The sequence below is a fragment of the Gemmatimonadales bacterium genome, assembly GCA_041390145.1.
GTDB lineage: Bacteria > Gemmatimonadota > Gemmatimonadetes > Gemmatimonadales > GWC2-71-9 > SPDF01.
The window spans coordinates 59,781-85,663 of record JAWKQM010000002.1 but is presented as its reverse complement, the minus strand read 5'-3'; the positions used below and the strand labels follow the sequence as shown (position 1 = coordinate 85,663).

The window sequence follows — 25,883 nt, the reverse complement described above, 5'->3', positions numbered from 1 at the left end:
CTGTACTTCTTCCCGACCTGATCCTCCCCACCCGCGGACGCGATGCATCCATCGGTTGCTTTCCTGTATCTCCTGAGTGAGTGGACCATCCGGTTCGTCATGCTGGTGTACGTTCCACAGCGGCGCAGCCCCGCCGCCGCCCGGACCTGGCTTCTGCTGATCTTTCTCCTTCCGTGGCCGGGGTTCCTCCTCTACGCCATCATCGGCCGGATCAAGTTCCCGGTCTGGCGCCTGGAGCGCCAGCGCGAGGTGTCGGGGATGATCCTGGCGTGGCAGGATCGGCATCCGCTCCCAGTGCCAGCCCCGCCGCACGTCGGCCCCGTCCCGCAACTGGTCCGGGCCCTCGGCGACTTCCGGGTGCTCGAGGGCAATACCGTCGAGCTGCTTCCAGACTACGACGCGTCCATCCTCCGGCTCGTCGAGGCGATCGACGGTGCGCGGCACAGTGTGCACCTGCTCTATTACATCTTTGCGGATGACGACCGGGGCGGCCGGGTGGTCGAGGCGCTGCTGCGGGCCAGGGCGCGCGGTGTGGATTGCCGTGTCCTCGTCGATGCCGTGGGCTCACGCAAGTTTGCGCTCCCGGAGCTGCTGAAGAAACTCCAGGCAGCCGGCATTCCCAGCCGCGAGGTGCTGCCCGCCGGGATGTTCCGCCGGAATGCCGCGCGCTTCGACCTGCGCAATCACCGGAAGGTGGCGGTGATCGACAATCGGGTCGGCTTCACGGGATCGCAGAACCTGGTGAATCCCGGATTCGTTCCGGGGTATCCCAACGAGGAGCTCGTCGTCCGCGTGACCGGGCCCGTGGTGATCCAGCTTCAGGCGGTGTTCCTCCAGGACTGGTTCTTCGAAACCGGTGAACTGCCCGCGGACTCGGATGCCATCGAACTCCCCGTTCCAACGGGAAGCTCCAGCGCCCAGGTGTTGCCCAGCGGGCCAGGCTACGAGCGGGAAAATGCGCAGGAGTTGCTGGTCCACCTCTTTCACCGGGCGCAGAGCCGCATCGTCATTACCACGCCCTATTTCGTGCCGGATGAACCGTTCCTCCAGGCCCTCCGCACCGCCGTGCGTCGAGGTGTCGAAGTCCGGCTCGTGGTGGCCAACCCGGTGGACAAATGGGTGATGGGCCTCGCCCAGCGCTCGTATTTCGACGAGCTGCTCGCGGCCGGCGTCCGGATCCACCTCTATCGCCCGCATTTCCTCCACGCCAAGCACGTCACCATCGACGACGACCTCGCCATCGTCGGGTCGGTGAACATGGACATCCGGTCCTTTGCGCTCAACGCCGAGGTGGCGCTCCTGGTGTACGACCCCGCGGTTGTCTCGGCCATGCGGGGCGTACAGGAGCGATACTTTGCCGATGCGACGGAACTCACCGCCGACGCGTGGGCGCGCCGTCCAGTGTGGCTTCGGGTGGCGCAAAACACTGCCCGACTCGGTGACTCGCTCCTCTGAGCGTTTCGGTTACCTTTCCGAATCGTCCCTCGGCTCCTCCTCCACTCACCCCGGACCTCGCATGAGCCTCATCTGGATCAACGGAGAATGGCACGACCGCGAGACCGCCAAGGTCTCGGTGTACGACCACGGCCTGCTCTACGGCGACGGGGTGTTCGAAGGGATGCGGGTGTATGGGGGCAAGCCGTTCCGGATGGAGGAGCATCTCGAGCGACTCTACGACTCCGCGCAGGCCATCTGGCTCACCGTCCCCATACCGCTGGAGGAGATGGCCCGGGTGACGGTCGAGGGGGTTGAGCGGGCCGGGCTCAAGGAGGGCTACCTGCGCCATATGGTGACCCGCGGCATGGGGGACCTCGGCCTCGACCCGCGCAGCTGCCCGCACCCGACCGCGATCATCATTTTTGACACCATCCGTATCTGGCCTGCCGAGCGATACGAGAAGGGGCTTGCCATGATCGGCTCGGCCACACCGATGCCCAATCGCGAGACCCTCTCTCCGCGCGTCAAGTCGCTCAATTACCTGCCGCATATCATGGCCAAGCTGGAGGGCATCCAGGCACAGATGGACGAGGTGCTGATGCTCGACCGGACCGGCTATGTGGCCGAGGCGTCCGGGATGAACATCTTCGTCGTGCGGCGCGGGGTGCTGACCACGCCGCCGTCCTGGACGGGCATCCTGCGCGGAGTGACCCGTGATCTGGTCATCGAGCTGGCCGCCGAGGCGGGACTGACGGTGCGGGAAGAACCGATCAACCGCTACGATGTGTACACGGCCGACGAGGCGTTCCTGACTGGCACCGCAGCGGAGATTGCGCCGATCCGGTCACTCGACGGGCGCCAGATCGGCGCCGGACCGATCGGGCCTGTGACCCGCACATTGATGGACCGGTTCAAGGCGCTCACCCGCGGGTGACGCCGGGCCCTTGACCTTGTCCTCCGGCGGCGCATATTCGCCGGAGAGGCCCATGAGGAGACTGCATGTCTTGGCGCGTCGTCGAGCACGGCGACATCACTTGGAAGGTTTCGTTCGCCGCTGAACGGACAGCCAATACCGCGCACTGGCGGTTGGTGTTGTCGTTCCGCGCCGCGGAGCCCGAGGCGCGCGCGTTCTGGGCACCCTATCCGCTCGAGTCGACCTCCCGCTCGGCGCTCTACAGCCAGGCTGACCGCATCCCCGCCGACCGCCTGACGGCCATCTTGTCCGAACATCTCGGTTAGCGGGGCAGACTCATGACGCAGGTGTCGTTTCAGGATCTTCGCCGCATTGCCGACTCCCTCGGGGCCCTCCGGGGCAAATCGGTGGCCGCCGCCATCATGCGCTCGGACCTCCGCCAGCTACGCCTGGAGACGGAGGATGGGCTGATGATGGTGCTGACGGTGGAAATGGACGAAGCCGGTCGGCCGCGTCTGGAGGTCGATGTGGTGCGCCAGCCGGAGGAGCCCGGCCGGCAGCTCGAGGTGCGGTTCGACTCCGTCTAGGAGCCCACCAGGCTTGCCCACACCTCGGCCGAAATCCTCGCCATGTACGCCTCGGCGTCGGCGGGCCGCTCGAAACCCCGGGTCAGGATGACGAGGACGTACGGGGGACGGCTGGGTGGATAGATCACGGCGGCGTCGTGGTTGATGCCCGTGATGCCGCCGGTCTTGCTGGCAATCTTCGTCCCCGGCGGGACGCCGGCCGGAATCCCCGCGCGAAACTGCTGGTGGGTCAGGATGTCGAGCATGATGGCGGTGGAGGAGTCCGAGGCCGCCTGACCCCGCGCGATGGACGCGAGCAGAACGGCCAGGTCGCGCGCCGTCGTGGTGTTGCTGAGACCGCGGTCAAAAGCCTTCTGGTCCTCGACGCCGCGCAAGACCACGATCGAATCAGCCCCCAGCCGCCGGGAAGTCGCCTGGATCTGCGGTGCCCCCAGCTGGTCCACCAGCAGGTTGGTCGCGAAGTTGCTGCTCCAGGTGATCATCAGGCGGGCCAGTTCCCGGGCCGGGACCATTTCACCCTCGCGGGCGAAGAGGGTCTTCTCGGAGTCGTCGGGCACGAGCAACGCGAAGGTCGAGCTGTCCACGATGGAGTGGAACTCGTTCTTGACCAGCAGCGGCCAGTCCCAGCCAAACCGGCCCGCATCCACCCGCTGGGCAAGCTCGATGAGGACCGGTACCTTCATGGTACTGGCCGCGTGGACCCGCCACTGGGCGTTGATCCAGAGCGAGTCACCGCTGCCCAGATCGATCAGGGCCAGACCCACCTCGGCACCTGCCGGCGGAGATTCGGCCTCCAAGTTGCTTCGGAGTGTTCCGGAAATCTGTGCGGCTGCCGGCGAGGCCAGCAGCGGCAGGGCTAAGCACAGCAATGACAGTCGTTTCATGACGGGGAGTGTACCCGCTCCGCGCCACTCTCTCAAGAGACCTCATGCCTGATACCCATCCGCGCTTGCGTTTTGCCGAGTTTCGCATGGAGCGCCTTCCAAGCGGACGGTGCAGTGCGGCGGTGGTCCTGACCGGTCCCGCCGGGGCCCGGTACGAGGGGGAGGCCCAGGGACTGGCCTCACAGGCGGGCGAGTTGCGTTGCGCGGCCCAGGCCTGCATCAGCGCGCTCACCCAATCGGTCGAAGGCGAGCTGAGCTTCGAGTGCCTTGGGGTCAAGGCGATCCGGGCCTTCGATGCCACCGTGGTGATCGTCTCCCTGGCGACCCGCGGCGAGGGGGTTCCCAAGCGAGTCGTCGGGTCCGTCCTCACGGAAGAGGAGCCGACGCGTGCCGCCGCCCTGGCGGTCCTGAATGCCACCAACCGCCTCCTGGGAAACCGCTACTTCGTGGACTGAGGGGCGCGACCACGGGGCATTTCCGGGCATCTATTTCGAGTCCCGCCCTTCGACTCGGGCTCCCTGCACGATTCCCGGGCAGCCCCGTTCTCAGGCCCACCGAAATTCGGCCGTCATGGAATTTTGTAAGTCATTGTGAGATAATGCGTTGGATTATCGGTTTGTCTCGCCTCCCGATCCGGCATAGGTTTGGCTGGAACGGAAGAGTGGCTGATGTGTTCCAGACTGAGATTCGCCCTGGGAGTGCCGTGTCGTCGCGTGGCGCTCAAGGAGCCTTATAGCGTGCATCGGACTTCACTATTTGCCCTACTCCTGGCCGCAGCCGCCTGCAGCAGCGGTCGTGCGCCTGTCGTGGCGCCGTCGCCGGCGGCCCAGAGCGTCTCCAGCCCCGCCCTCGATACATCAAGCGCCGCCGACTTCGCGGCCGTGCCTCCGACGGAACCCGCGCGCAACGTCGACAGCCTGGCCCGCTCCATCGTGGCAGCCGACTCGGCTGCCGATGCGGCCGTGCTGGCGGCTCTCGATCTTGCCTCCCCCGATTCGAACCCCGAGCCGGCAATCTCGCACGCTGGCGGCGCCGATGACCTGGATGTGGTCACCTCGTGGGACATCGACGTTGAGACGTATGCGTCCCACTACCGCGTCCAGTACTACCTCGACTTCTTCCAGGGCCCCGGGCGTGAGCGGATGGCCATCTGGCTGACCCGCCTCCCCCGGTATGAGGCGATGATCCGCGAGCAGATGCAGCTCAACGGCGTCCCCGAGGACATGGTGTACCTGGCGCTCATCGAGAGCGGGTACTCGAATTCGGCGGTCAGCCGGGCGCGCGCCACCGGGATGTGGCAGTTCATGAAGGGGACCGGCCGCATGTACGGGCTGCAGGTGAACACCTATGTCGACGAGCGGCGGGATCCCGTCAAGTCGACCGCGGCCGCGGCCCGGCACCTGAACGACCTGCAGGAGCGTTTCGGCTCGATCTACCTGGCGGCCGCCGCATACAACGCCGGCGCCGGCAAGGTGTCACGTGGCCTGCGCGGCCTCCCGGCGAGCACGGTCAGCACGCCGGACACCGCCAGCGATCTGAGCGACGAAGACGAAGTGAACAACGACGCCGAGTTCTTCCGGCTGTACGACACCCGGTACCTCCGCCGCGAGACGAAGGACTACGTGCCGAAGCTGATCGCCGCGGCGCTCATCGCCAAGGAACCGACCAAGTACGGCTTCGAAGACCCGCCGGCGGTCCCTCCCTTCGCCTACGATTCGCTGATCGTGCCCAGCCAGACGGGGCTCGACGTGATCGCCCGGTTGTCGGGCGCCACCTTCGCCCAGATACGCGAGCTCAACCCGCAGTACATCCGGATGGTGACGCCGCCCGGCAAGTCCGCGGTGGTGCGCGTCCCGGTGGGCTATGGCGAGCAGACGGCCGTGGCCTACGCCGAGCTGCCGTCGTCGGAGCGGGTGGCGTACCAGACGCACGTCGTTCGCAGCGGCGAGACCATCTCCGGGATTGCCCAGCGGTATCACGTCAGCACTGCCGAGATTCGCGATGCCAATCCGAAAATCCCGCGGTCCGGGATGATCCGTATCGGCCAACAGCTGGTCATTCCGACCAATGGGTTCAACGCCGAGACGCGCGCGGCCATCGCAGCCACGCAGGGATCGGTCAGTGGGCCGTCTCGGAGCGCCACGGTATACACGGTGCGCCGGGGTGACACCCTGTCGGGAATTGCCAAGCGATACGGCACCAGTACGGCAAACCTCAAACGGATCAACGGACTCTCCAGCGACCAGCTCAGGGTTGGGCAGAAGCTGCGACTCCGGAGCTCGGGCCGCACCGCCTGATTCCGGTGGACTGGGTGATGTTCAATCGGCCGGGGCAGACTGCCCCGGCCGTTTGCGTAGCCGGGTCCGGCGTCGGTTAGATTTCGGCCCGGCCCTTCCCTTGGAGCAGTCACAGTGTCGGACGCCCCGCTTCCTGATTCCACCCGCCGTCGCATCGGCACCTGGCTCGCGCTCTGGGCGCTGATGGTGCTGGTGCTCGTGCTGATCGGCGGTGCGACCCGTCTGACCGAGTCTGGATTGTCGATTACCGAGTGGAAGCCGGTCACCGGCGTGCTCCCCCCGCTCGACCGTGCCGCGTGGGAGGCGGAATTCACGCGGTATCAGCAGATCCCCGAGTACCAGCAGCTCAACTTCGGCATGTCGCTGGCGCAGTTCCAGGTGATCTATCTCTGGGAATTCTCGCATCGGCTCTGGGCCCGGCTGGTTGGCCTCGCGCTGGCCCTGCCGCTGGTGTTCTTCCTCTGGCGGAAGGAACTGCGCGGTGCGCTGGCCTGGCGGATCGGCGGCATCCTCCTGCTGACCGGACTGCAAGGGGCGATGGGCTGGTACATGGTCAAGAGCGGCCTCACGGTCCGGACGGACGTCAGCCAGTACCGGCTTGCCGCCCACCTCGCCCTGGCGCTGATCGTGTACGCACTCGCGGTGTGGACCTCGGCCGAGTTGCTCGGCGTCGGCGACAGGGTGGAGGTGGTTGATCCGAAGGCCGACAGGCGACTGCGGCGCCGGACGGCGTGGTTTGCCGGATTCGTGTTCTTCACGATCATCAGCGGCGCGTTTGTCGCCGGGCTCGACGCCGGGCACGCCTGGAATACGTTTCCCTTGATGGGTGGCCAGGTGGTGCCGCCGGGTTACTCGGCCCTCTCCCCGTGGTATCTCAACGTCTTTGAGAACGTCGCCGCGGTGCAATTCCACCACCGGTTGCTTGGCATGTCCGTCGCGCTCCTCTCCGTGCTGCTCTGGCGGTCGAGCCGGGGTGTCGCATTGCCGGACCGCGCGCGACGGTGGTTCGCGTTGCTGGCCTTCCTCGCGACCGTGCAGATGGGACTGGGGATCACCACTCTGCTGCTGAAAGTGCCCGTGCCGGTGGGTGTGCTCCACCAGTTCGGCGCGGTGCTGGTCCTCACGACCGCATTACTCGCCCTCGCGTCGCTGCAAACGAAAAGCGGCCGGCATGGTCTGCCGGCCGCCCTCGATGCTGGTCCCGCTCGTCCCGTCAGTTCACGGTGACCGGGACATTCGCGTTCCGCAGGTCACCCTTGATCACCTTCTTGGCATACCCGTTCCGCGGGTCGCCGCCCTGCGCCAGGATGGCGGCTACCGTCGTGGGACCGCGGTTGTACGCCAGCAGGGCGTGATCAACGTTGCCGTCGAACCGCTCCACCAGGTCCTTCAGGAATCGGAATCCGATCCGCAGGTTCAACTCCCGGTCGAACAGGTCCGCTTCCGTCACCTCGGGCTTGTAGAACCGTGCCGTCGGCAGGCGGAGTTGCGTGAGACCGATGGCGTTCATTGGACTCCGGGCCCGCTCGTAGAATTCGCTCTCCACGCGCACCAGCCGGAACGCCATGGCGGGATCGATGCCCTCGCTCAGGGCAATGTCGTAAATGTCCGCGCTAAGGTCGGCCGGGATCTTGTACTGGGCGGAGTAGGCGAAGATGGCGTTGGTGCGCGCCAGCTGGAGCTTGAGCAGGGCGGTTTCGCCGCTCGCGCCCTCGAGCCGCTGGGAGATGTCCCGGAACTCCCGCGACACAAATTCGGCCGAGGGAGTGGGTGCGGTATCATTGGCACCGGCGCGCCTAGGCCAACCGGCCAGCGCGCACACCAGGACTCCGGCGCCAAGCAGTACGCCACCCCGGACAATGAGCCGGGGCGTCGGGGAATTTCGTTCGATCTGATGGTCCGTTCGGGTCAACAAATCGTTGATCCTCCACTAGGGTCTGCCGACGGGTCGGTCAACCGAAGACGATTAGGTCCGTTTCCAGTCGCCGTGCGTCCCGCCAGTCTTGTCCAGCACCTGCACTCCTTCGATCGTCATGCCGCGGTCGACCGCCTTCACCATGTCATACACGGTGAGGCAGGCCACCGCCGCCGCGGTCAGCGCTTCCATCTCCACACCGGTGCGTCCCTCGCACCGGACGCGCGTCGTGACGTGCACACCGGGCAGCGCCGGCTCGAGCGTCGCGCGGACCTCGACCAGGTCGACCGGCAGCGGGTGGCAGAGGGGGATCAGCTCCCCGGTCCGCTTGGCCGCCATGGTGCCTGCCACCTCTGCCACCGTGAGCACGTCACCCTTCTTGACGGCCTGCGCGGCCACGAGGTCGAACGCCGCTTGCGACATTCTCACCCGTCCCTCGGCCGTCGCGGTCCGGACCGTGACCGGCTTCTCGCCCACGTCCACCATCCTGGCCCGTCCCTGGGCGTCGAGGTGGGAGAGGCTCACAGGACGTCCGCCAGGTCGCTGCCGAGCACGCCAAGCAGGAGCTGCGGGTTGACGTTGCCCTGTGCGGCGAGTCGGGCCTCCGCCACCAGCGACTGTGCCTGCAGGAGGCCGGTCGGCTCCCGGCCCGCCAGCGCGGCCGGAACTGGTGCGACACTCTCGACTCCGGCGGCCTCACGGGCGGCATCGCCGAGTGTCTCGGCCACCGCATCCAGGAGGTCTGTGAAGTCGCCTCGCGCCGACCAAGGAGCCTGTGCGAGGGCTCGCTCCGCGGCGGGTCCGGCGCCTGCAAGCACGGCCTCCAGCCAGGTGGCGGCTGCCCTCCGGCTCTTGGCGCCGGCGCCGCTTTCCGAGAGCGCCGCGCCAATGGACCCGTTCGCGCGCGCCACCAACTGCTTCAACCCGGCTCCCGCCGGGGCGGGCTCGAGATGCGCGGACAAGAAGTCCTTCACGTCCGCATCGCTGAGCCGCCCCAACCTGAGGGGCACCGTGCGCGACCGGATGGTCGGCAGCAGCTTGCCCGGGTCGGCGGTGGTCAGGACGAAGTAGGTGTCGGCCGGCGGCTCCTCGAAGAGCTTGAGGAGGGCGTTGGCGGCCTCGGGGCTCGACTCCTGGGCGACCAGGCGGTCGGCTTCGCCGATGATGAACACCTTCTTCTTCCCTTCAACCGGCGTCAGCCCTGCGCGCCGGGCAATCAAGCGGGCCGTGGCCATCCCGTGGGCCGACATTCCGTCGGCGGGGGAGTAGAGGGGCGTCTTCCGGCGCTCCTCGAGCACCTCGGCGATGCTTTCGGCGGCCTCTTCCACCTGCTTATCCGGTTCCCCGGCCTTGGGGCGGGGGATCGGCACAATCCAGTGCAGGTCGGCGTGGGCCAGGTCGAGGACGAGTCGGCAGGTCCGACACTGGCCGCAGGGTTCGTCGCCCAGCGCCTCGCAGAGGACCAGCTGAGCGATCCAGAGCCCCAGTCGCTGCTTGCCGACACCTTCGGGACCGGCAATGAGAATGACCTGGGGGAGCTGGCCATTCTTCACGGCGCTGACAAGACGACGGCGGGCCACCGAGTGACCCGCCAGAGGCTTCAAAGACATGGGAAGAAGGTAAGCAAAGAGCGCGCGATTGGAACCGGCATTCGTGTAACATCTTTTTCAACAACGACTTAGGTGTGCATTTCCATGCCACGAGGAGCCGGACAATGCGCCAATCTGGCCTGTCTGTTTGTTGTGAGTACTTACTCGCTTAGGATGCACTGTGAGTATCTGCTCGCATGATTTGTAACGCGCTTCTGCGTAACGGCTTCCGGTGAAGGGCTTCAATGCACTTCGCTGCATCCTGGCATGACACGGATTCTCGCCCTGCCATCTGCGACGTGTCTGATAATCGGGCACCTGTCGGTGTGGAAAGTTGGAAAACGGGGGGATAAGTCAGTGGAGGGGGTGGATAATGGAGGGCGGGGCAGGTGGGCAGGGGGGCAGCGGGGCTGGGAGGCAGGGAGGCCGCCGCGTCACCCCGGCGAAAGCCGGGGTCCAGGGTCGTGCTCCGATGCGCGGATCAATCGCATGCGCGGGCGGACCTACCGGGGTGGGCATATGCCCACAGCAATGCAAACGAATCCAGCCCAACGCGCCGGATGAGCGGCCTGCGTCGGTTGAGTGGCCGCGTTAGAGCGCTTGACCATCTGGCGGGTCGATCGCACCTGCAGCCCCGCTTCCCCGGCGCTTTCGCGAGCGTGCCCGTCCTATTAAACTTGCCACGCGCGCAGCCGGGTGGCGGCGTGTCGATCCCGAGTAGCTCAGTTGGTTAGAGCAGCTGACTGTTAATCAGCGGGTCGGGGGTTCGAGTCCCTCCTCGGGAGCTGGTGTATCAGCGGCCCCGCCATGCGGCGGGGCCGTTGTCGCATGGAGGTTGTGTGGTCCCGCCCCGTCGGTAACTTCATCTCTCCTAAGGCCATTGCCGAGACCACCGCCCATCGAAGGCCAGACGTGATGCTCAAGCCCCTTGTCGCCATTGCGGCGTCTGCTGTGTTCGCGCTGCCGGCCTTCACCGGCGCGCAATACCCGGTCGGTCGCATCCAGACCGACAAGGGCGAGATTCTCTTCTATCTCTATCCGCAGACGCCCAACCACCGGGCGAGCTTCATCAGGCTCGCGAACGCCCACTACTTCGACTCGCTCACCTTCAATCGGGTCGTCAAGAATTTTGTGGTGCAGGGTGGCTGCCCCGACACCCCCGAAGGGTTCACGGGCTCTCCATACAATCTGGCGCCCGAGTTCAATGACAGCCTGCGTCATGTCTACGGGGCGGTCGGCGCCGGCCGCGACGATAATCCGCAGAAGCTCTCCGCTGGTTGCCAGCTGTACATTGTTGTCAACAAGAACGGGCTGCCCCGGCTCGACGGGGATTACACCATCTACGGGCAGGTCATCAAGGGCATGGACGTGGTGGAGGCGATCGTGTCGGTGCCCACGGACTCGCTGGACGCGCCGCAGGTGCCGATCAAGCTGCACGTCGACGTCGTGGAGATGACGGCGGCGCAGCTGGCCGGGTCTGGATACCCGGTGAAGTAGCGAGGCGCTATCTGCTGAACACCGCCCCGTGCGGCACCGCCTTGGCATTGTAGACGAGTGCTCGGAGGATCCGGCATGGCACGGGCCCGCGCCCCCATTGCGCCTGCCGCATTCCGGTAGGAAACTTGGTGACCGATGCACTCCTCCATCGCTTTCCTGACCGACCTGGCCATCGTGCTGGGCGTGGCCGCGCTCACCAGCGTGCTGTCGCAGCGCCTGCGCCTGCCACCAGTCTTCGGCTACCTGGTGGCCGGCGTGCTCATCGGCCCGACGGATTTCTTCCCGCTGGTCGCCGATGTCGGCACCGTGCAGACGCTCTCCGAGCTCGGTGTCATCCTGCTGATGTTCTCGCTCGGCCTTGGCTTCACGATCCAGAAGATCGCGAAACTGGCCTCCACGGCCGGTCTCATCGCCGCCGTCGAGATCGGACTCTGCCTGTCGCTCGGCTACCTGGTGGGGCAGGCCCTCGGCTGGACCCGCTTCGAAAGCCTGTTCGCCGGCGCCATCGTGGCCATCTCGAGCACCATGATCATCGCCAAGGTCTTCGAGGACCAGCACATTACCGGTCCGCTGGCCGACATTGTGTACGGCGTGCTCGTGATGGAAGACCTGGTGGCGATCCTCTTCCTGGCCGTGTTGAGCGCCGTCATCGGCGGCACCGGCACCGCCGCCGAGACGATCGCGGGCACCCTCCCGCGCCTTGGGCTCTTCCTCGCCGTCGTCACCTTTGTCGGACTCTTTGCGGTGCCGCGCGCTTTCCGCTGGATCGTGCGGCAGCGCCGGGACGAGACCACGCTCGTGGCAAGCGTCGGGCTCTGCTTCTCCGCCGCGCTCCTGGCCCATCTGGCCGGGTTTTCGGTGGCGCTCGGCGCCTTCCTGGCCGGGTCATTCGTGGCCGAGGGGGGGGTGTCGAAGCAGGTGGAACCGCTGGTCCGTCCGCTGCGTGACATGTTCGCGGCCATCTTCTTCGTGGCCGTCGGCATGTCGATCGAGCCGGGTGCCATCGTGGAGTACTGGCCCGCGGTGCTCGCCCTGACGGCGGCCGTGCTCGTCGGCAAGACCGTCGGTGTCACCTCTGGCGCCTTCCTCGCCGGCCTCGGCACGCGGACCTCGATTCGCGCCGGACTCTCGATGGGCCAGATCGGGGAGTTCTCGTTCATCATCGCGGGGCTCGGCGTCGCGAGCGGTGCCACCGGGGCGTTTCTGGCTCCGGTGGCCGTCTTCGTCTCGGTGCTGACGGCGCTCCTGACCCCGGTCTTCGTGGCTCGCTCGACTGCCGTGGCCAATCAAGTCGACCGGCGCCTGCCGCACGCCCTCCAGACCTACGCGACCCTGTATGGCTCCTGGGTCGAGGCTGCGCGGAGCCGTCCGGTCTCGAGCACCCCTGCCGGCCGCATTCGCCACCTGGCGAGCGTAATCGCGCTTGATGCGGTCCTGCTGACCACGATCCTGATCGGGGCCTCGCTCACGCTGGAGTCTGGAACCGACCGGCTCGCCGAGTTCCTCGGACTGTCCACGGCGGCCACCCAGGCCGGCGCCATCGTAGTCGCGCTCGCCGCCCTCTTCCCCCTGCTGTATGGCATCGTCCGGGGGGCGCGCGCGCTCGCGACGGCCATTTCCATGCATGCCGTTCCCGCCGCCGCCCCGGGGCGCGCGGATCTCGGCGCCGCGCCGCGCCAGGCGCTGCTGCTTTCGGTGCAGATCGGGGTGGTGCTGATCGTCGGCATCCCGATGGTGGCGGTTACCCTCCCCGTGCTCCCCACATTCGGGGGGCCCGCCTTGCTGGGGACGCTGCTCCTGCTGCTCGGCGTCGCCTTCTGGCGCTCCGCGCGGGACCTGCAGGGTCACGTCCGCGCCGGCGCCAGCATGATCGTCGAGGCGCTGGCCGTCACCCGCGAACACCCCGCTTCCCCCGCAACCGGCATCATGTCGGAAGTGCGGCAGCTGCTGCCCGGCATCGGCGAACTAACGCAGGTGGTTGTGGGCACGGGGGACGCGGCGGCGGGACGGACGCTCGCCCAACTCAACCTGCGTGGGTTGACGGGCGCATCAGTCGTGGCACTCTGTCGGGGAGAGGAACGGATGGTGCTTCCGGAGGGACAGGAGCAGCTGCGGGTGGGCGACGTGCTGGCGCTGACCGGATCGCAGCGCGCTATCGCTGCAGCGGCGGCCCTGCTCCAGGGCTAGCCGTCGGTCGCCCGCCAGAGGTACCACGCCGCCACCGACCGGAACGGCCGCCACTTCTCGCCATGACGCTCGATCCGTTCCGGCTTGGGCAGCTGCCGGGTGCGGTACGTCAGCTGGAATCCCTTCTGGATGCCGAGGTCGTGGATCGGCAGGACATCGGGCCGACCCAGACGGAAGATGAGCAGCATCTGCACCGTCCACCTTCCCACGCCGCGCACCGTCGTCAACCGCTCGATGATTTCGTCATCCGGCATCCGCCGGAGCGCCGCCGCCGTCGGGACGACGCCCTCCAGTGTCTTGGCGGCGAGGTCCTTCGCGGCGGCGAGCTTGGCCCGTGAGAGGCCGGCGCCACGCAGCGCTTCATCGGGCGTATCGAGCAGCGCCTGCGGCTGGAGCGCCCGCCGGGGCGGGAAGAGGGCGCGGACCCGTCCGTAGATGGTGGCGGCGGCCTTCCCGCTCAGTTGCTGGTACACGATCGATTCCAGCACCTCCTCGAAGGGCGACGACCGCAGCCGCGGCTCGAGACCGCAGGTGCCTGCCGCCCGGATGACGGTGGCCAGGTCCGGATCCACCCTGCGCAGGTGGCGTACCGCCGCCGCGGCGTCGAACGGCTCGATCATGTGTGCGCCTCCACGGCGGCGCTCTCGAGATACGGCTGCAGGTACCGGCCGGTGAGCGATTCGCTTGTGGCAGCGACCTGCTCGGGAGTTCCCTCCACCACGACGCGTCCTCCCTCGTCGCCCGCCTCGGGACCCAGGTCGATGATCCAGTCGGACTTCTTGATGACGTCGAGATGGTGCTCGATCAGGAGGACAGTGTTGCCCGCGTCCACGAGCCGGTCCAGCACCTGCATCAGCACCCGGACGTCGTCGAGATGGAGTCCGGTCGTCGGTTCATCGAGAATGTAGAGCTTGCGCGCACCCTTCCGCTTCGCGCCGGCCAGTTCGCGCGCGATCTTGAGCCGCTGCGCCTCGCCGCCTGAGAGCGTCGTGGCGGGCTGGCCGAGACGGAGGTAGCCGAGCCCCACCTGGTGCAGATGCCAGAGCGCGGTACCGAGTTTGGGCTGATGACGGAACCGGGTGATCGCCTCCTCCACCGTCCACTGCAGCACGTCGTGGATGGAGGCGCCGTGGATCTTCACGTCGAGCAGCTCGCGTTTGTACCGACTCCCGCCGCAGATGTCGCATGGCACGAACACATCCGCCAGGAAGACCATCTCCACCTGCACATGACCGGCGCCTTCGCACGCCTCGCACCGCCCCCCCGCCAGATTGAAGGAAAAGGTCGACGCGGTGTAGCCGCGGGCCCGCGCCAGGGGCTGGCTCGCAAAGAGGTCGCGGATCTCGTCGAAGCCCTTCACGTAGGTGATCGGATTGGAGCGCGGGGTGCGGCCGATCGGCGACTGGTCCACCAGCAGCACGTCGGCAATCAACTCGGACCCCGTGAGTTCCCCGACCGCGCCCACGAGCTCGCCAAGGTGGGACTTCGCGGAGTGGCCGCCATGGAGGCGGCGCTCAAGCTCGCGGTAGATGATGTCGTGGACGAGCGTACTCTTCCCCGAACCGGACACGCCGGTCACGGTCGTGAGCGTGCCGAGGGGGATGTTGACGTCCACCCCCTTCAGGTTGTGCAGCGTGCCGCCCCGGACGCGGAGCCAGAGCGGGCCGGCCGGGCGTCGTGCGCTCGGCACGGCAATGCACTTGGCGCCGGAGAGGTATTGGCCGGTCAGCGTGTCCACCGCCTCGAGGGGCGGGCCGGCGTGGACGACGGTGCCACCCCGCTCGCCGGCACCCGGCCCGAGTTCCAGCATGAAGTCGGCGTCGCGCACGGCGGCCAGGTCGTGCTCGACCACGATGACGGTGTTGCCGAGATCCCGGAGGCGATGAAGAAGCGCGAGCAGCCGGTCGGTGTCACGCGGGTGCAGTCCGATCGACGGCTCGTCGAGGACATACATCGAATCCACCAGTTGTGAGCCGAGCGCATTGGACAGCGCGATGCGCTGCGCCTCGCCACCCGACAGGGTGCGCGCCTGTCGGTCAAGGGTGAGGTAGCCGAGTCCCACGTCGTCGAGGTACCGGAGCCGGGCGTCGAGTTGTTCGAGGATCAACTGCGCGACCCGCTGCCGCTCGGGGCTCAGTTCCAGTCCCCCCAGCCAGGCACGGAGGGCGCCGACCGGGCGGGCGCTCACGTCGGCGATGGTGTCGTTGCCGATGCGGACGGCGAGGGCGTGCTCGTTGAGCCGGGTCCCCTTGCAGGTGGGGCAGGTGAGGGCGAGCTGGTACTGTCGCAGGAAGACGCGGATGTACTGCTTGTAGCGCTTCGGCTCCAGGCTGCGGAGAAATGGGATGATGCCGATAAATCGTCCCGACTTGCCGGTCAGCAGGAGGGCGCGGTCGGCCGCCTTGAGGCGGGCCCAGGGGCGGTTGGCGTCGATGCCGTGCTTCTTGGCCGTCTCCAGGAGGAGCCGCCGCCTCGCCTCGTACCGGGGCTTGGTCCACGGGTCAATGGCCCCGTCGGAGAGCGCCAGTGAGGTGTCGGGCACGATGAGCGACTCGTCGTATTCCAGCACCGCGCCGAAGCCGCTGCAGGCGGCGCAGGCGCCGCCCGGATTGTTGAACGAGAAGAGGGCGGGTGTGGGGGCCCGCGCCGGCGTGTCGCACTGGCTGCAGCTCGGATGCTCCGTGAACCGCCGTCGGCCGGTGTCATGCACGACGACCGCAATTCCTTCACCCTCCGCGAACGCCGTGCTGATCGCCTCCACGAGCCGGTTCGGCGTGCCCTTTCCTGCCTCCAGCCGGTCCACCACAATCAGCAGGTCGTCGACGGCCGTCAGGTCCGGGTAGGCCTCCAGCGACTCGAGATGCACCGGCTGACCGTCGGCGAGCAGCCGAAGGAAGCCGAGGGCCTTGAGATTCTCGACGATAGCGGCGTGGCTGTTCCGGGCGGACGGGGGCAGGGGAAAACAGACCTGGTACCGTCCGGGGCCAAGCGCCTCCACCGCGGCGGCGGCTTCCTGCGGGGTGTCCTGTCGGACCGGCCCGCCGCACGCACGGCAGTAGGTGGTGCCTGCCCGCGCCCAGAGCAAGCGCAGGTAGTCATAGACCTCGGTGGCCGTTCCCACCGTCGAGCGGCTCGAGGTGGCCGGATTGTGCTGCTGGATGGCCACGGCGGGGGCGATGCCGTCCAGCCGGTCGACCAGCGGCTTCGGCATGCGGTCGAGAAACTGCTTGGCATAGGTGGACAGTGATTCGGCGTACCGACGCTGTCCTTCGGCATAGAGGGTGTCGAAGGCCAGGGAGCTCTTGCCGGAGCCGGAGGGACCGGTCACCACGATCAGTGCCCGCCGGGGGAGGTCGACCGTGACCCCCTTGAGGTTGTGCTGGCGTGCGTTGACGATGCGGATGACCTCGGGTGGCATGCCCAAAAGATAGTTGACCCCGCCTCCGCCGACCCGTACGTTTCCGCACTCATGGCCAACCCACTATCCCCCAAGCTGCTCCTGCGCGGGTTCGAGATCTTCGTCGGCATCTCCCTGGTGGGGTATGTCGCCGTCCTCTTCTACGGGGACAATCTCCCCGCCTTCCTGCACGGCCTGACCCAGCTGCACTGGGGATGGGTGCTTGTGGGCCTCGCGCTCGCCTCGATGGACTGGATCGGCGGGGGGCTCCGGATCTGGGTGGTGGCGCGCGAGCTGCACCCCAACCCGCCGCTCAAGGGGATGCTCCTGGCGGGCGGGATGAGTGCCTGGGCGGCCTACCTGACGCCGCTCCAGTCCGGCGCGGCCCCGATGATGGTCTATACCATGCGCCGCTACGGCGTCAGCGTGCCGGTGGGGATGACCACCGCCCTGGTGACCTTCGTCGCGACCATCGTCTTCTTCGGCATCACCGGCCCGTTGGCCATTCTCCTCGGCGCCGGGCAGTCGCTCGGGTCCAAGGGTGACCTGCTCGGGCTCTCGCTCTACGACCTCTTCCTCGGCACGTTGGGCGTGTTCGCGACCCTGGGTGTCCTGCTCCTGGTGGTGATCGTCTTTCCACAGGTGGCGAGCAAGGCGGTTCACGGATTGGCGGTGTGGGCCGGGCGCCGGAGCCGGCGGATCGAGGCCAAGCTCGAAAAGCTGCTCGTCGGCATCGACGAGGCGCACGCCGCCGTGGCCAAGTTCAACACGCCGCGCGGCTGGCTGTCCCTTTTCTGGGCCACCCTGCTGTCCGGGCCGTCGCACGCCAACAAGCTGCTGGCCGGCTATGTGGCACTCCGCGTCATCGGCATCGAGGCGCACTTCGTGGACGTGCTGCTGGTGCAGACGCTGATCACCTTCCTGCTCTACTTTGCCCCGACCCCCGGTGCGAGCGGTATTGCCGAGGTCCTGTCTGCGATCGTCATGACGGCGTACGTGCCGGCCGCGCTGACCCCCCTCTACACGCTCGCCTGGCGCACTATCCTCAGCTATTTCACGATCGCGTTTGGCGCCCTGGTCTTCTCCAACTGGGTACGGCAGGGGATCAAGGGCCTCGAAGAGCTGGATGACGCCCCCGCGCCGGCGCCCGCCGGCCCGGGTCACCCCGGATGAACCTGCAGGAAGACGCCCTCGGTCGATCCTTCGACGCGGGGCTGATGCGGCGAATGCTCACCTACCTGCGCCCGCGGCGCGGGCTGGTGGCGCTCGCCGTGGTGTTGCTCATCGTCAACGCCTTTCTGGCGCTGGTCGGGCCGGTCCTGACGAAGCAGGTCCTCGATGTCGCCGTCCCGCAGCGGGACCTCGGTCTGCTCGGCACCCTCACCGCCGCCTACCTCGCCGCCCTCGTCCTCGAGTTCGCCACGGAGTACGCCCAGAGTCTCCTGACCACGCATATCGGGCAGGGAGTGATGCACGACCTCCGGATGGAGATCTTCGGCCGCCTCCAGCGGTTGAGCATCCCCTACTTTGACGGGCACCCGGTCGGTCGGCTGATGACCCGGGTGACCTCCGACGTCGAGACGCTCAACGAGCTCTTTTCCTCCGGTGTCGTCGCGATCTTCGGAGACCTGTTCACCCTGCTGGCCATCATGGGGCTGATGTTGTGGACCGACTGGCGCCTGGCGCTGGTGGCGTTCGCCGTCATCCCGCTGGTCTGGCTGACCGCCTACCTCTTCCGCCGCCAGGTGCGCGAGGCGTTCCGCGACATCCGGGTCCGGCTGGCCCGGCTGAACAGCTTCCTGCAGGAACACCTGTCCGGCATGCGCATCGTGCAGCTCTTTGGACGTGAGCGGGCCGCCGCCGACGAGTTTGCGACGGTCAACCAATCGCACCTCGAGGCGCACCTTCGGTCCATCACGGTCTACGCCGTGTTCTTCCCCATCATTGAAGTGCTCGGGTCGGTGGCAGTGGCGCTGCTGCTGTGGTACGGCGGGGTCCGGTTCGCGGACCAGACGCTGACGGTCGGCACCCTGGCCGCCTTCATCCAGCTAACCCGGCGGTTCTTCCAGCCGCTCCAGGACCTGTCCGAAAAGTTCAATATCGTGCAGAGCGCGATGGCCTCCTCGGAGCGCATCTTCGGGCTCCTCGATGCCCCGGTGACGGTCCCGGAACCGGTGATCCCCGCGCTCCTGCCGCGGCCGGTCCGCGGCGAGGTGCGATTCGAAGGGGTGTGGTTCCGGTACCGGGCCGACGGGCCGTGGGTGCTCCGCGACGTCTCGTTCACCGCGTCGCCCGGGCAGACCGTGGCGCTCGTCGGGCAGACCGGGGCGGGGAAGACCACCGTCATCAGCCTGCTGCTCCGCTTCTATGACCCGGAACGCGGCAGAATCACCCTCGACGGGGTGGACATCCGCGATCTGCCGACAGCGGAACTGCGGCGGTTCATCGGGTTCGTGCAGCAAGACCTTTTCCTGTTTTCGGGGGATGTGCTCCACAACCTGCGCCTCGACGCGCCCGTGCCCGAGGCGGCGGCGCATCGCGCCGCCGAGCGGGTGGGCGCCGACCGGTTCATCGGGCGCCTGCCGGCCGGGTACGGTCACGTGCTTGGTGAGCGGGGGAAGTCCTTGAGCGTCGGCGAGCGCCAACTGCTCAGCTTCGCGCGGGCACTGACGCTCGATCCCCGGATTCTCGTGCTCGATGAGGCCACGAGTTCGGTCGACACCGAAGCCGAGGCCCAGATCCAGCAGGCCATCGGGGAGTTGATGGTCGGGCGCACGAGCATCGTGGTGGCGCACCGCCTGAGCACCATCCTCCATGCCGACGAGATCCTGGTCTTCCACCACGGTGAGATTCGGGAACGGGGGGGGCACCGGGGGCTGTTGGAGCAGCGGGGGTTGTACGAGCGTCTCTACCGCCTGCAATTGGCGGCACAGGACGCTTCCTTGCCTTCCCGGGCGGCGACGGGGTAGGTTTTCGAAGATGATTCAGCTTGAGCTTGGTGGTCACCGTTGGCCGCTCGCCACAGGGGAATCCGTCGTCGGGTCTTCGTCCGCGGCGGCGGTACACCTCGTGCAGGCGGGTGTGCTGGAGCGGCACGCGCTGGTGCATGCGTCACGATCGGGCGCATCGATCCGCCCCGCGGGGCCGGACGCGCTCGTGCTGGTCAACGGGGTCCGCTTGAGTGTCGACCCCGTTCCGCTGCTGCACGGCGACAAGCTCCAGATCGGCGAGGTGCAACTTCTGGTCGTAGACGACCGTCAGGTCGGAGCCACACGCGTGGCCGACGCGACGGCCCTCCGGGCGGCGACCGAACCCGGCGCCCCCCACATTCCGTCCGGACCGATGAGCGCCGGCCGCCTGGTCAGCCTGAGTGACGGCCGCGAATACCTGGTGGGACCCGGTTCGCTGGTGATCGGACGTGACGCCTCGTGTGATGTCGTCATCGAGTCGACCGACGTCTCGCGGCATCACGCCGTCATTGCCAACGGTCCGGCAGGGTACGTGCTCGAGGACACGAGTGCGAACGGGGTGGTCGTCAATGGTGTCCGGGCCGGCGAGCGCCGCACGCTGACCCGTGGCGACATCGTGAAGATTGGGCCGGCGGAGTTCCGGTTCTACGCCGATGCCGTGGAGAAGGGCGATGCGCCGCCTCCCGGCGCCGTGCACCGCCTCTACGACACCGCGCATGGCATCCCGTCGATGGTGCCGTCGTTTCCGTCACGGCCGACCGCCCCGCCGCCGCTCGCCACCGTGCTGGTGCGCAGTGGCAGCCTCCGCGGGCAGCGTCTGCCCATCCGGACGCCAGTCATCAACATCGGTCGGGCCGATTACAACGACCTGGTGTTCAGTGACGAGAGCGTGAGCGCGTCACACGCCAAGCTGCAGCGGCGTGAGGCGCTCTGGGTCCTGACCGACCTGGATTCCACCAACGGCACGTTCGTCGACGGCGACCAGATCCGAGGCGAAGTCCCCTTGATGCCCGGGTCGACCGTGCGCTTCGGCGATGTCGCAGTCATGTTCGACCCGACGGATGCGCGCGGGCAGCAACCGGTCGGTGGCCGGACCCGGGAGGTCGGGTCGATTGCGATTCCCGAGACGCCGCGAATGCCCGTGATGCGGCCCGGTCCGCCAGCCGAGCCAGGCCGTCCGATCCGGGCGCCGCGTCCGCCAACGCCGGAGTCAAGGATCCCTGCCTGGGGCGTCGTCATCGTGGTGCTGATCGCCGTGGCCGTGGCCGTGGCGTACTACTTCTTCTTCGGTCGCTGACGAGGCCCCGTGCACTTCACATGCGCCGCGCGAACTGACGTCGGAATTGTCCGGTCCGGCAACGAGGACAACTACCTCATGCTGGCGGAACGAGGCGTCTTCATCGTCGCCGACGGGATGGGCGGACATGCCGCGGGCGAGGTCGCCAGCGAAATGGCCGTGCGGATTATTTCCCGGGAAATCGGCTCCCTGCGCGGCCTGCCCGATGCGGAGGCCTCCGAACGAATCGCACGATCGATGGTGACGGCCAACGAGGCCATCTTCGAGCGCACCCTCTCCGAGCACGACAAGCGGGGCATGGGGACGACGGCCACCGCGCTGGTGCTCCTCCCCGGCCGGTACTTCATCGGCCAGGTCGGCGACAGCCGGGCCTACCTCCTCCGCGGCGGTGAGTTCCTCCAGATCACCCGCGATCACTCGTACGTGCAGGAGCAGGTCGACGCCGGTCTCCTTACCCCCGAGCAGGCGCGGGTGCATCCGTACAGCAACGTGATCACCCGCTGCGTCGGCGCCGGGAGCGACGTGGTGCCCGATGTCTACTTCGGGGACCTCCAGGCAGGCGATGTCATTCTCCTCGCGTCCGACGGCCTGACGGGGATGCTGGAGGATGAGCAGCTGGTCAAGATCCTGGCCGATCCCCAGGGCCCGCAGGCCTGGGTGGACCGGATGATCATGGAGGCCAACCGCCGCGGCGGCCTCGACAACATCACCACCATCGTCGTCAAGATCGAGTCGCTCGACTAGCCTGAACGCCTCATTGTGAAACATGGCCAGCCCCGCTCGCGTACGGGCATTCCATGACCGCCTCCCTGACCATCGCGCTCGGAACCCTTCGGGCCAATCCCCTCCGCACCGCCCTGTCCACCCTCGGCATCGTCATTGGTGCTGCCGCGCTGGTGGCCGTCCTGACGCTCGGGGACGGGATGGAGCGGTTTGGCCGACAGCAGCTGGCCACAACCACCGACCTGCAGTCGGTCGTGCTGGAACCTCGTACCGCCGAGATCATCGACAACCAGGCATATCCGCTCGACGACTATCTCGTCCTGACCCGGGTGGACGCCGAGGCGATCATGGCCTCCATTTCCCACGTGTCGGCAGGGCTGCTCACGCTGAGCGGATCGGCCACCGCCGTGCTGCCTGGGGGGATCAGCGACACCGTGGAGGTCATTGCCACCCTGCCGGGTCAGGCGGACGTGATGAAACCGGGCTTCGCGGCCGGGCGGTACTTCACCGCGGCGGAGGCGACGGCTGGGGTGCCGGTGGTGGCGGTGTCATACGCGTTTGGCGCCGCCATCGGCGGCGGGGATGCCACGGCCGCGGTGGGGCGGCCCATCGGCATCCGGGGGCAGGACTACGAGGTGGTCGGCGTGCTTGCGGAGACCGGCCCGGAGCGGATGCCGCGTGTCTATGCCCCGATTGATCTGGCGGCGGTCCTGCTCGCCCCTACGCCCAGGCCGCGGGCGCCGACGCTCGTCCTGCAGGCCGAGCGTATCGAGGACGTGGCGGCGGTCCGGGCCGGCGTCGAGCGGTGGCTGACGGGCCGGTACGGCACGGACTGGTCCCGGAAGGCGCGTGTGCACACCAACATGCAGCGTGTGAACCAGAGCGAACGCGCCATCCTGGTGTTCAAGCTCTTTCTCGGTGCGATTACCGGGATTGCCCTGCTGGTGGGCGGCATCGGCATCATGAACGTCCTCCTCGCCTCCGTGACCGAGCGGACGCGGGAAATCGGCGTTCGGAAGGCCATCGGGGCCCGTCGACGCGACCTCCTCGCGCAATTCCTGCTCGAGTCGGTCACGATTGCGGGCCTCGGATCGGTGATCGGGACGTTGCTCGGCTTCGGTGGGGCGTTCGGGGTCACGGCGATGATGCGACAGCGGTTCGATGCGCCGGTCTACGCGGCATTCAGCTGGGGGACGCTCGCCGTGTCCGCCGCGGCGGCGGTGCTGGTGGGGGTGGTGTTCGGGATCTACCCTGCACTGCGGGCGGCGCGCCTCTCGCCGATCGAGGCGATCCGGCACGAGTAGGGGCGCGCCTCGGCGCGCCCCCACCCGTCCCCTACCGCAGCAACGGCTTGCCGGCGTCCAGCCGCTTCACCACCTCGGCCGCCGGCAACACAATCAGGTCCATCAGCCCTTCGAGCCTGGCCGACGCGCGCCCCTCCGTGAACACCCGGAGCCGGCGCGCGCTCTCGTAGAGGGCGTCGGCCACCCTCGGGAGACCGAGCTGGCCCGCACGCCCGGCATTGGTGAGCCGCTCCACGGCACCGGTCCGTGTGCGCAGGGGGAGATCCACGGCCAGCATCGACGCGCGGGCGGGAAAGTCGAGGAGCAGGCGTCCGGGTGCCAGCCCCGCCTCGACCGCCAACGCATTCTCGACACGTTCGAGGAGATTGGGGTCATCCGAGAGCCAGGGCTGCACATCGTCGGGCACGTCGCTGGCCGGGAGGTCGAGTGCCCGCTTGAACAGCCGGCGCTCCTGCACCTGTGCGGCGAGTCCGGTCGGATCGGCCGCGAGGAGCGCGGTCATCAGGCTGCCGTCGGTGGCCTCCGCAATCCCTTCCGCCGTCAGCACACCGTCCGCCACGGCGCGCCGGACCGCCCGCTTGAACATGCAGGTCGCGCTTCGCACCGCGTGATGCCAGTACACGTTCCGGTACATCTGGTACTTGGCAAAGAGCAGCGATTCAAGCGCGCTGATCCCCTTCTCGTGCACCCCGATTTCCCAGTGGCCCGGCCCGCTCTCGACCAGCGTGAGGGAGGCGAGCAGGCGATCGACGTCCACCGCCCCATAGGGAACGCCGCACATCCGCGCGTCCCGACTCAGGTACTCGATCTTGTCGAGATCCAGTGAGCCGCTGATCAGGCCGCCGAGCGGACTGGCGCTCTCGCCCCGGATCAGCTCGCCGATCCGGACGGCCAGGCCGGGGCCCCCGATGGAGGCCAGCACGTCGCCCAGTTCCCCACGGGTCAGCTTGGCGACGCCGAGCGACTCGTGATGGAGGAAGCCGGCCTCTTCGAGGCTGTGGGAAAAGGGGTAGTGCCCGATGTCGTGGAGGAGGGCGGCCAGGCGCGCGGCGAGCCGGTCGTCCTCACCGGCGGGATCAAGCTCTCCCCGCTCGGCGAGCGCCGTCAGCGCCGATTTGGTCAGGTGATAGGCGCCGAGCGCGTGTTCGAAGCGGGAGTGGGTGGCGCCGGGATAGACCAGGAAGGCGTGGCCGAGCTGGCGGACGTACCGGAGTCGCTGGACGGCGGGCGTGTCGAGCACGCGAAGCGCAGCACCGTCCAGCCGGATGTTATCCCAGAGCGGGTCGCGGACGACCTCGAACCGGTCAGGCAGTGGCCGGCCCAGCCGCGGCCACGTCGGCGTCGACGCCGGCGGCGAAGGTCGCGAAGTTGTCGGCGAACATCCGCGCCAGCTTGGCGGCCTGCGCATCATAGGCCGCCGGGTCGGGCCAGGTGCTCCGAGGGTCGAGCAGACCGGCCGGCACCTCCGGCACCGCCGTGGGGACGTCGAAGCCGAAGACCGGATCCTTCCGGAAGGTCGCGTTGTCGAGTTCGCCGGCCAGGGCCGCGCCCACCATCCTCCTGGTGTGCGCCAGCTTCATCCGTGAGCCGGTGCCATACGCACCACCGGTCCAGCCGGTGTTCACGAGCCACACGGTGGCGCCGTGCGCCGCAAGCTTCTCCCCCAGCATCTTGGCATACACACCGGGATGCCTCGGCAGGAACGGCGCGCCGAAGCAGGCGGAGAAGGTGGCGGTCGGCTCCGTCACCCCCCGCTCGGTGCCCGCGACTTTCGCGGTATAGCCCGAGAGGAAGTGGTACATCGCCTGCCTCGGCGTGAGCCGCGCGATCGGCGGCAAGACGCCGAAGGCATCGGCAGTCAGGAAGATGACCGTCTTGGGGTGCCCGCCCTGTCCGCCCGGCTCGTGGTTCGGGATGTAGTCGATCGGATAACTGGCGCGGGTGTTCTCCGTGATGGTGTCCTCGTCGAACATCGGGGAGCGATCGTCGAGGTCGAGCACCACGTTCTCGAGCACCGTGCCGAACATCTGGGTGGCGGCGTGGATTTCCGGTTCGCCGGACGCGCTCAGGCGGATGACCTTGGCGTAGCATCCACCCTCGAAATTGAAGACGCCCCGGTCGCTCCAGCCGTGCTCATCGTCGCCGATGAGGCGGCGGGTGGGGTCGGCCGAGAGCGTGGTCTTGCCGGTGCCAGACAGCCCGAAGAAGATCGCCGCGTCATCCGCCGGCCCGATGTTGGCCGAGCAGTGCATCGGGAAGACGTTGCGCTCGGGCAGGAGCCAGTTGAGGACGGTGAAGATGGACTTCTTGAGTTCGCCGGCGTACCGGGTGCCGCCGATGAGCACCGTCCGCTTCGCGAAGTTGAGGGCGATGAAGGTCCCGGTCGCGGTGCCATGGCGCGCCGGATCGGCCTGGAACTCAGGTGCGTGCAGCACCCGGAACGCCGGGAGGAAGGTGGCCAGCTCCGCCGGCGTGGGCCGGAGGAACATGTTCCGGACGAAGAGCATCTGCCAGGCGTTCGGGCCCATGAAGCGTACGGGCAGCCGATAGGTCGGGTCCGCGCCGGCAAAGAGATCCTGCTGGAAGATGTCATGGCCCGCGAGATGCGCCTCGACGTCAGCCTGCAGCAATTCAAAATGTGCGGGGGACATCTTGGCGTTCTTGTCCCACCACACCGCACCGGCGGTCGTGCTGTCTTCCACCACGAACTTGTCCTTGGGCGACCGTCCGGTGTGGGGGACCGTGACGGCGGTGAAGGCCCCGCGATCGGTCAGGTGGCCTTCGCCTCTCCGGATGGCGTACTCGACGAGCTTTGCCGGGCCGAGGTTGGCGAGAATGCGGGATTCCGTGGCAGTGCTGGAAGTCATGTGGGATGCGGACGCCGGGG

22 protein-coding genes and 1 tRNA gene are annotated in these 25,883 nt (G+C 67.8%); 15 read left to right on the top strand and 8 right to left on the bottom strand.

The window, feature by feature from the left end; all coding sequences use genetic code 11:
- Positions 1–42: 42 nt before the first annotated feature.
- The 4 genes from cls (at position 43) to R2910_00390 (ending at position 2,937) form a co-directional block, all read left to right on the top strand.
- On the top strand, positions 43–1,455 hold the full coding sequence (gene cls / locus R2910_00405) for a cardiolipin synthase (GenBank protein MEZ4411428.1): 1,413 nt from the start codon (positions 43–45) through the stop codon (positions 1,453–1,455).
- A gap of 61 nt (positions 1,456–1,516) precedes the next feature.
- Positions 1,517–2,371 (top strand): branched-chain-amino-acid transaminase, encoded by an 855-nt coding sequence (gene ilvE / locus R2910_00400; GenBank protein MEZ4411427.1) that lies wholly within the window; start codon positions 1,517–1,519, stop codon positions 2,369–2,371.
- A 65-nt stretch (positions 2,372–2,436) separates the two neighbouring features.
- On the top strand, positions 2,437–2,676 hold the full coding sequence (locus tag R2910_00395) for a hypothetical protein (protein MEZ4411426.1): 240 nt from the start codon (positions 2,437–2,439) through the stop codon (positions 2,674–2,676).
- Positions 2,677–2,688: 12 nt separating this feature from the next.
- Positions 2,689–2,937 carry a hypothetical protein gene (locus R2910_00390; protein ID MEZ4411425.1) on the top strand — a complete coding sequence of 83 codons (249 nt, stop codon included), beginning with the start codon at positions 2,689–2,691 and terminating at the stop codon, positions 2,935–2,937.
- Here the strand turns inward: R2910_00390 and R2910_00385 are convergent.
- A complete protein-coding gene (locus R2910_00385) occupies positions 2,934–3,701 on the bottom strand; it encodes a serine hydrolase (GenBank protein MEZ4411424.1) in 768 nt (255 codons plus the stop codon). The two genes, R2910_00390 and R2910_00385, sit on opposite strands and share 4 nt — an antisense overlap.
- Before the next feature lie 206 nt (positions 3,702–3,907).
- On the opposite strand from R2910_00385, the gene R2910_00380 reads away from it, so the two are divergent.
- The 3 genes from R2910_00380 (at position 3,908) to R2910_00370 (ending at position 7,345) form a co-directional block, all read left to right on the top strand.
- The gene (locus R2910_00380) at positions 3,908–4,276 is read left to right on the top strand and encodes a hypothetical protein (GenBank protein MEZ4411423.1); all 369 of its coding nucleotides are present in this window, start codon (positions 3,908–3,910) and stop codon (positions 4,274–4,276) included.
- Positions 4,277–4,558: 282 nt separating this feature from the next.
- Positions 4,559–6,118, top strand: a complete 1,560-nt coding sequence (locus R2910_00375; protein MEZ4411422.1) for a LysM peptidoglycan-binding domain-containing protein — start codon at positions 4,559–4,561, stop codon at positions 6,116–6,118.
- 114 nt (positions 6,119–6,232) lie between these two features.
- Entirely contained in the window at positions 6,233–7,345 is a 1,113-nt protein-coding gene (locus R2910_00370; protein ID MEZ4411421.1) for a COX15/CtaA family protein, read from the top strand.
- Here the strand turns inward: R2910_00370 and R2910_00365 are convergent.
- Genes R2910_00365 through R2910_00355 form a run of 3 tightly spaced genes read right to left on the bottom strand, consistent with a single transcriptional unit; the run spans position 7,332 to position 9,613 of the window.
- Positions 7,332–8,030: a transglycosylase SLT domain-containing protein gene (locus R2910_00365; protein ID MEZ4411420.1), complete on the bottom strand. Its 699-nt coding sequence runs from the start codon at positions 8,028–8,030 to the stop codon at positions 7,332–7,334. The genes R2910_00370 and R2910_00365 overlap by 14 nt on opposite strands.
- Before the next feature lie 54 nt (positions 8,031–8,084).
- A complete protein-coding gene (gene moaC / locus R2910_00360; GenBank protein ID MEZ4411419.1) occupies positions 8,085–8,558 on the bottom strand; it encodes a cyclic pyranopterin monophosphate synthase MoaC in 474 nt (157 codons plus the stop codon).
- Positions 8,555–9,613, bottom strand: coding sequence for a DNA polymerase III subunit (locus R2910_00355; protein ID MEZ4411418.1), 1,059 nt, complete (start codon positions 9,611–9,613; stop codon positions 8,555–8,557). The genes moaC and R2910_00355 overlap by 4 nt, the downstream gene beginning before the upstream one ends.
- Before the next feature lie 720 nt (positions 9,614–10,333).
- Between R2910_00355 and R2910_00350 the strand changes: the two genes are divergently transcribed.
- From R2910_00350 to R2910_00340, 3 genes are all read left to right on the top strand, one after another.
- Positions 10,334–10,407: transfer RNA gene (locus R2910_00350), tRNA-Asn, on the top strand.
- Positions 10,408–10,537: 130 nt separating this feature from the next.
- Positions 10,538–11,119 (top strand): peptidylprolyl isomerase, encoded by a 582-nt coding sequence (locus tag R2910_00345; GenBank protein MEZ4411417.1) that lies wholly within the window; start codon positions 10,538–10,540, stop codon positions 11,117–11,119.
- 135 nt (positions 11,120–11,254) lie between these two features.
- Positions 11,255–13,306, top strand: a complete 2,052-nt coding sequence (locus R2910_00340) for a cation:proton antiporter (GenBank protein ID MEZ4411416.1) — start codon at positions 11,255–11,257, stop codon at positions 13,304–13,306.
- On the opposite strand, the gene R2910_00335 is transcribed toward R2910_00340, so the two are convergent.
- Together R2910_00335 and uvrA are read right to left on the bottom strand one after the other, a co-directional pair.
- Positions 13,303–13,926 (bottom strand): hypothetical protein, encoded by a 624-nt coding sequence (locus R2910_00335; GenBank protein ID MEZ4411415.1) that lies wholly within the window; start codon positions 13,924–13,926, stop codon positions 13,303–13,305. The genes R2910_00340 and R2910_00335 overlap by 4 nt on opposite strands.
- Positions 13,923–16,724: an excinuclease ABC subunit UvrA gene (gene uvrA, locus R2910_00330; GenBank protein ID MEZ4411414.1), complete on the bottom strand. Its 2,802-nt coding sequence runs from the start codon at positions 16,722–16,724 to the stop codon at positions 13,923–13,925. The genes R2910_00335 and uvrA overlap by 4 nt, the downstream gene beginning before the upstream one ends.
- A gap of 51 nt (positions 16,725–16,775) precedes the next feature.
- Here uvrA and R2910_00325 point away from each other — a divergent pair, with 51 nt between their 5' ends.
- From R2910_00325 to R2910_00305, 5 genes are read left to right on the top strand one after another with little or no spacing between them, the layout of a single operon-like run.
- A complete protein-coding gene (locus tag R2910_00325; GenBank protein MEZ4411413.1) occupies positions 16,776–17,876 on the top strand; it encodes a lysylphosphatidylglycerol synthase transmembrane domain-containing protein in 1,101 nt (366 codons plus the stop codon).
- The gene (locus R2910_00320; protein ID MEZ4411412.1) at positions 17,873–19,672 is read left to right on the top strand and encodes an ABC transporter ATP-binding protein; all 1,800 of its coding nucleotides are present in this window, start codon (positions 17,873–17,875) and stop codon (positions 19,670–19,672) included. Before R2910_00325 ends, R2910_00320 begins: the two co-directional genes overlap by 4 nt.
- Positions 19,673–19,682: 10 nt before the next feature.
- A complete protein-coding gene (locus tag R2910_00315; protein MEZ4411411.1) occupies positions 19,683–20,969 on the top strand; it encodes an FHA domain-containing protein in 1,287 nt (428 codons plus the stop codon).
- Between the two features lie 9 nt (positions 20,970–20,978).
- Entirely contained in the window at positions 20,979–21,713 is a 735-nt protein-coding gene (locus R2910_00310) for a Stp1/IreP family PP2C-type Ser/Thr phosphatase (protein MEZ4411410.1), read from the top strand.
- Positions 21,714–21,766: 53 nt separating this feature from the next.
- Positions 21,767–22,996: an ABC transporter permease gene (locus tag R2910_00305; protein MEZ4411409.1), complete on the top strand. Its 1,230-nt coding sequence runs from the start codon at positions 21,767–21,769 to the stop codon at positions 22,994–22,996.
- Positions 22,997–23,027: 31 nt separating this feature from the next.
- Here the strand turns inward: R2910_00305 and R2910_00300 are convergent, their stop codons facing one another.
- Both R2910_00300 and R2910_00295 read right to left on the bottom strand, forming a co-directional pair.
- Complete coding sequence (locus tag R2910_00300) at positions 23,028–24,236, bottom strand: HD domain-containing protein (protein MEZ4411408.1); 1,209 nt, start codon at positions 24,234–24,236, stop codon at positions 23,028–23,030.
- 64 nt (positions 24,237–24,300) lie between these two features.
- Complete coding sequence (locus R2910_00295; protein MEZ4411407.1) at positions 24,301–25,863, bottom strand: phosphoenolpyruvate carboxykinase; 1,563 nt, start codon at positions 25,861–25,863, stop codon at positions 24,301–24,303.
- Between the last annotated feature and the right edge of the window lie 20 nt (positions 25,864–25,883).

Excerpts from the sequence above, each read along its gene's own strand:
- R2910_00390 (MEZ4411425.1), top strand. The coding sequence starts at position 2,689 with ATGACGCAGGTGTCGTTTCAGGATCTTCGCCGCATTGCCGACTCCCTC.
- R2910_00345 (MEZ4411417.1), top strand. The coding sequence starts at position 10,538 with ATGCTCAAGCCCCTTGTCGCCATTGCGGCGTCTGCTGTGTTCGCGCTG.
- R2910_00320 (MEZ4411412.1), top strand. The coding sequence starts at position 17,873 with ATGAACCTGCAGGAAGACGCCCTCGGTCGATCCTTCGACGCGGGGCTG.
- cls (MEZ4411428.1), top strand. The coding sequence starts at position 43 with ATGCATCCATCGGTTGCTTTCCTGTATCTCCTGAGTGAGTGGACCATC.
- R2910_00340 (MEZ4411416.1), top strand. The coding sequence starts at position 11,255 with ATGCACTCCTCCATCGCTTTCCTGACCGACCTGGCCATCGTGCTGGGC.
- R2910_00325 (MEZ4411413.1), top strand. The coding sequence starts at position 16,776 with ATGGCCAACCCACTATCCCCCAAGCTGCTCCTGCGCGGGTTCGAGATC.
- R2910_00335 (MEZ4411415.1), bottom strand. The coding sequence starts at position 13,926 with ATGATCGAGCCGTTCGACGCCGCGGCGGCGGTACGCCACCTGCGCAGG.
- R2910_00380 (MEZ4411423.1), top strand. The coding sequence starts at position 3,908 with ATGGAGCGCCTTCCAAGCGGACGGTGCAGTGCGGCGGTGGTCCTGACC.
- uvrA (MEZ4411414.1), bottom strand. The coding sequence starts at position 16,724 with ATGCCACCCGAGGTCATCCGCATCGTCAACGCACGCCAGCACAACCTC.
- ilvE (MEZ4411427.1), top strand. The coding sequence starts at position 1,517 with ATGAGCCTCATCTGGATCAACGGAGAATGGCACGACCGCGAGACCGCC.
- R2910_00305 (MEZ4411409.1), top strand. The coding sequence starts at position 21,767 with ATGACCGCCTCCCTGACCATCGCGCTCGGAACCCTTCGGGCCAATCCC.
- R2910_00395 (MEZ4411426.1), top strand. The coding sequence starts at position 2,437 with ATGTCTTGGCGCGTCGTCGAGCACGGCGACATCACTTGGAAGGTTTCG.
- R2910_00315 (MEZ4411411.1), top strand. The coding sequence starts at position 19,683 with ATGATTCAGCTTGAGCTTGGTGGTCACCGTTGGCCGCTCGCCACAGGG.
- R2910_00295 (MEZ4411407.1), bottom strand. The coding sequence starts at position 25,863 with ATGACTTCCAGCACTGCCACGGAATCCCGCATTCTCGCCAACCTCGGC.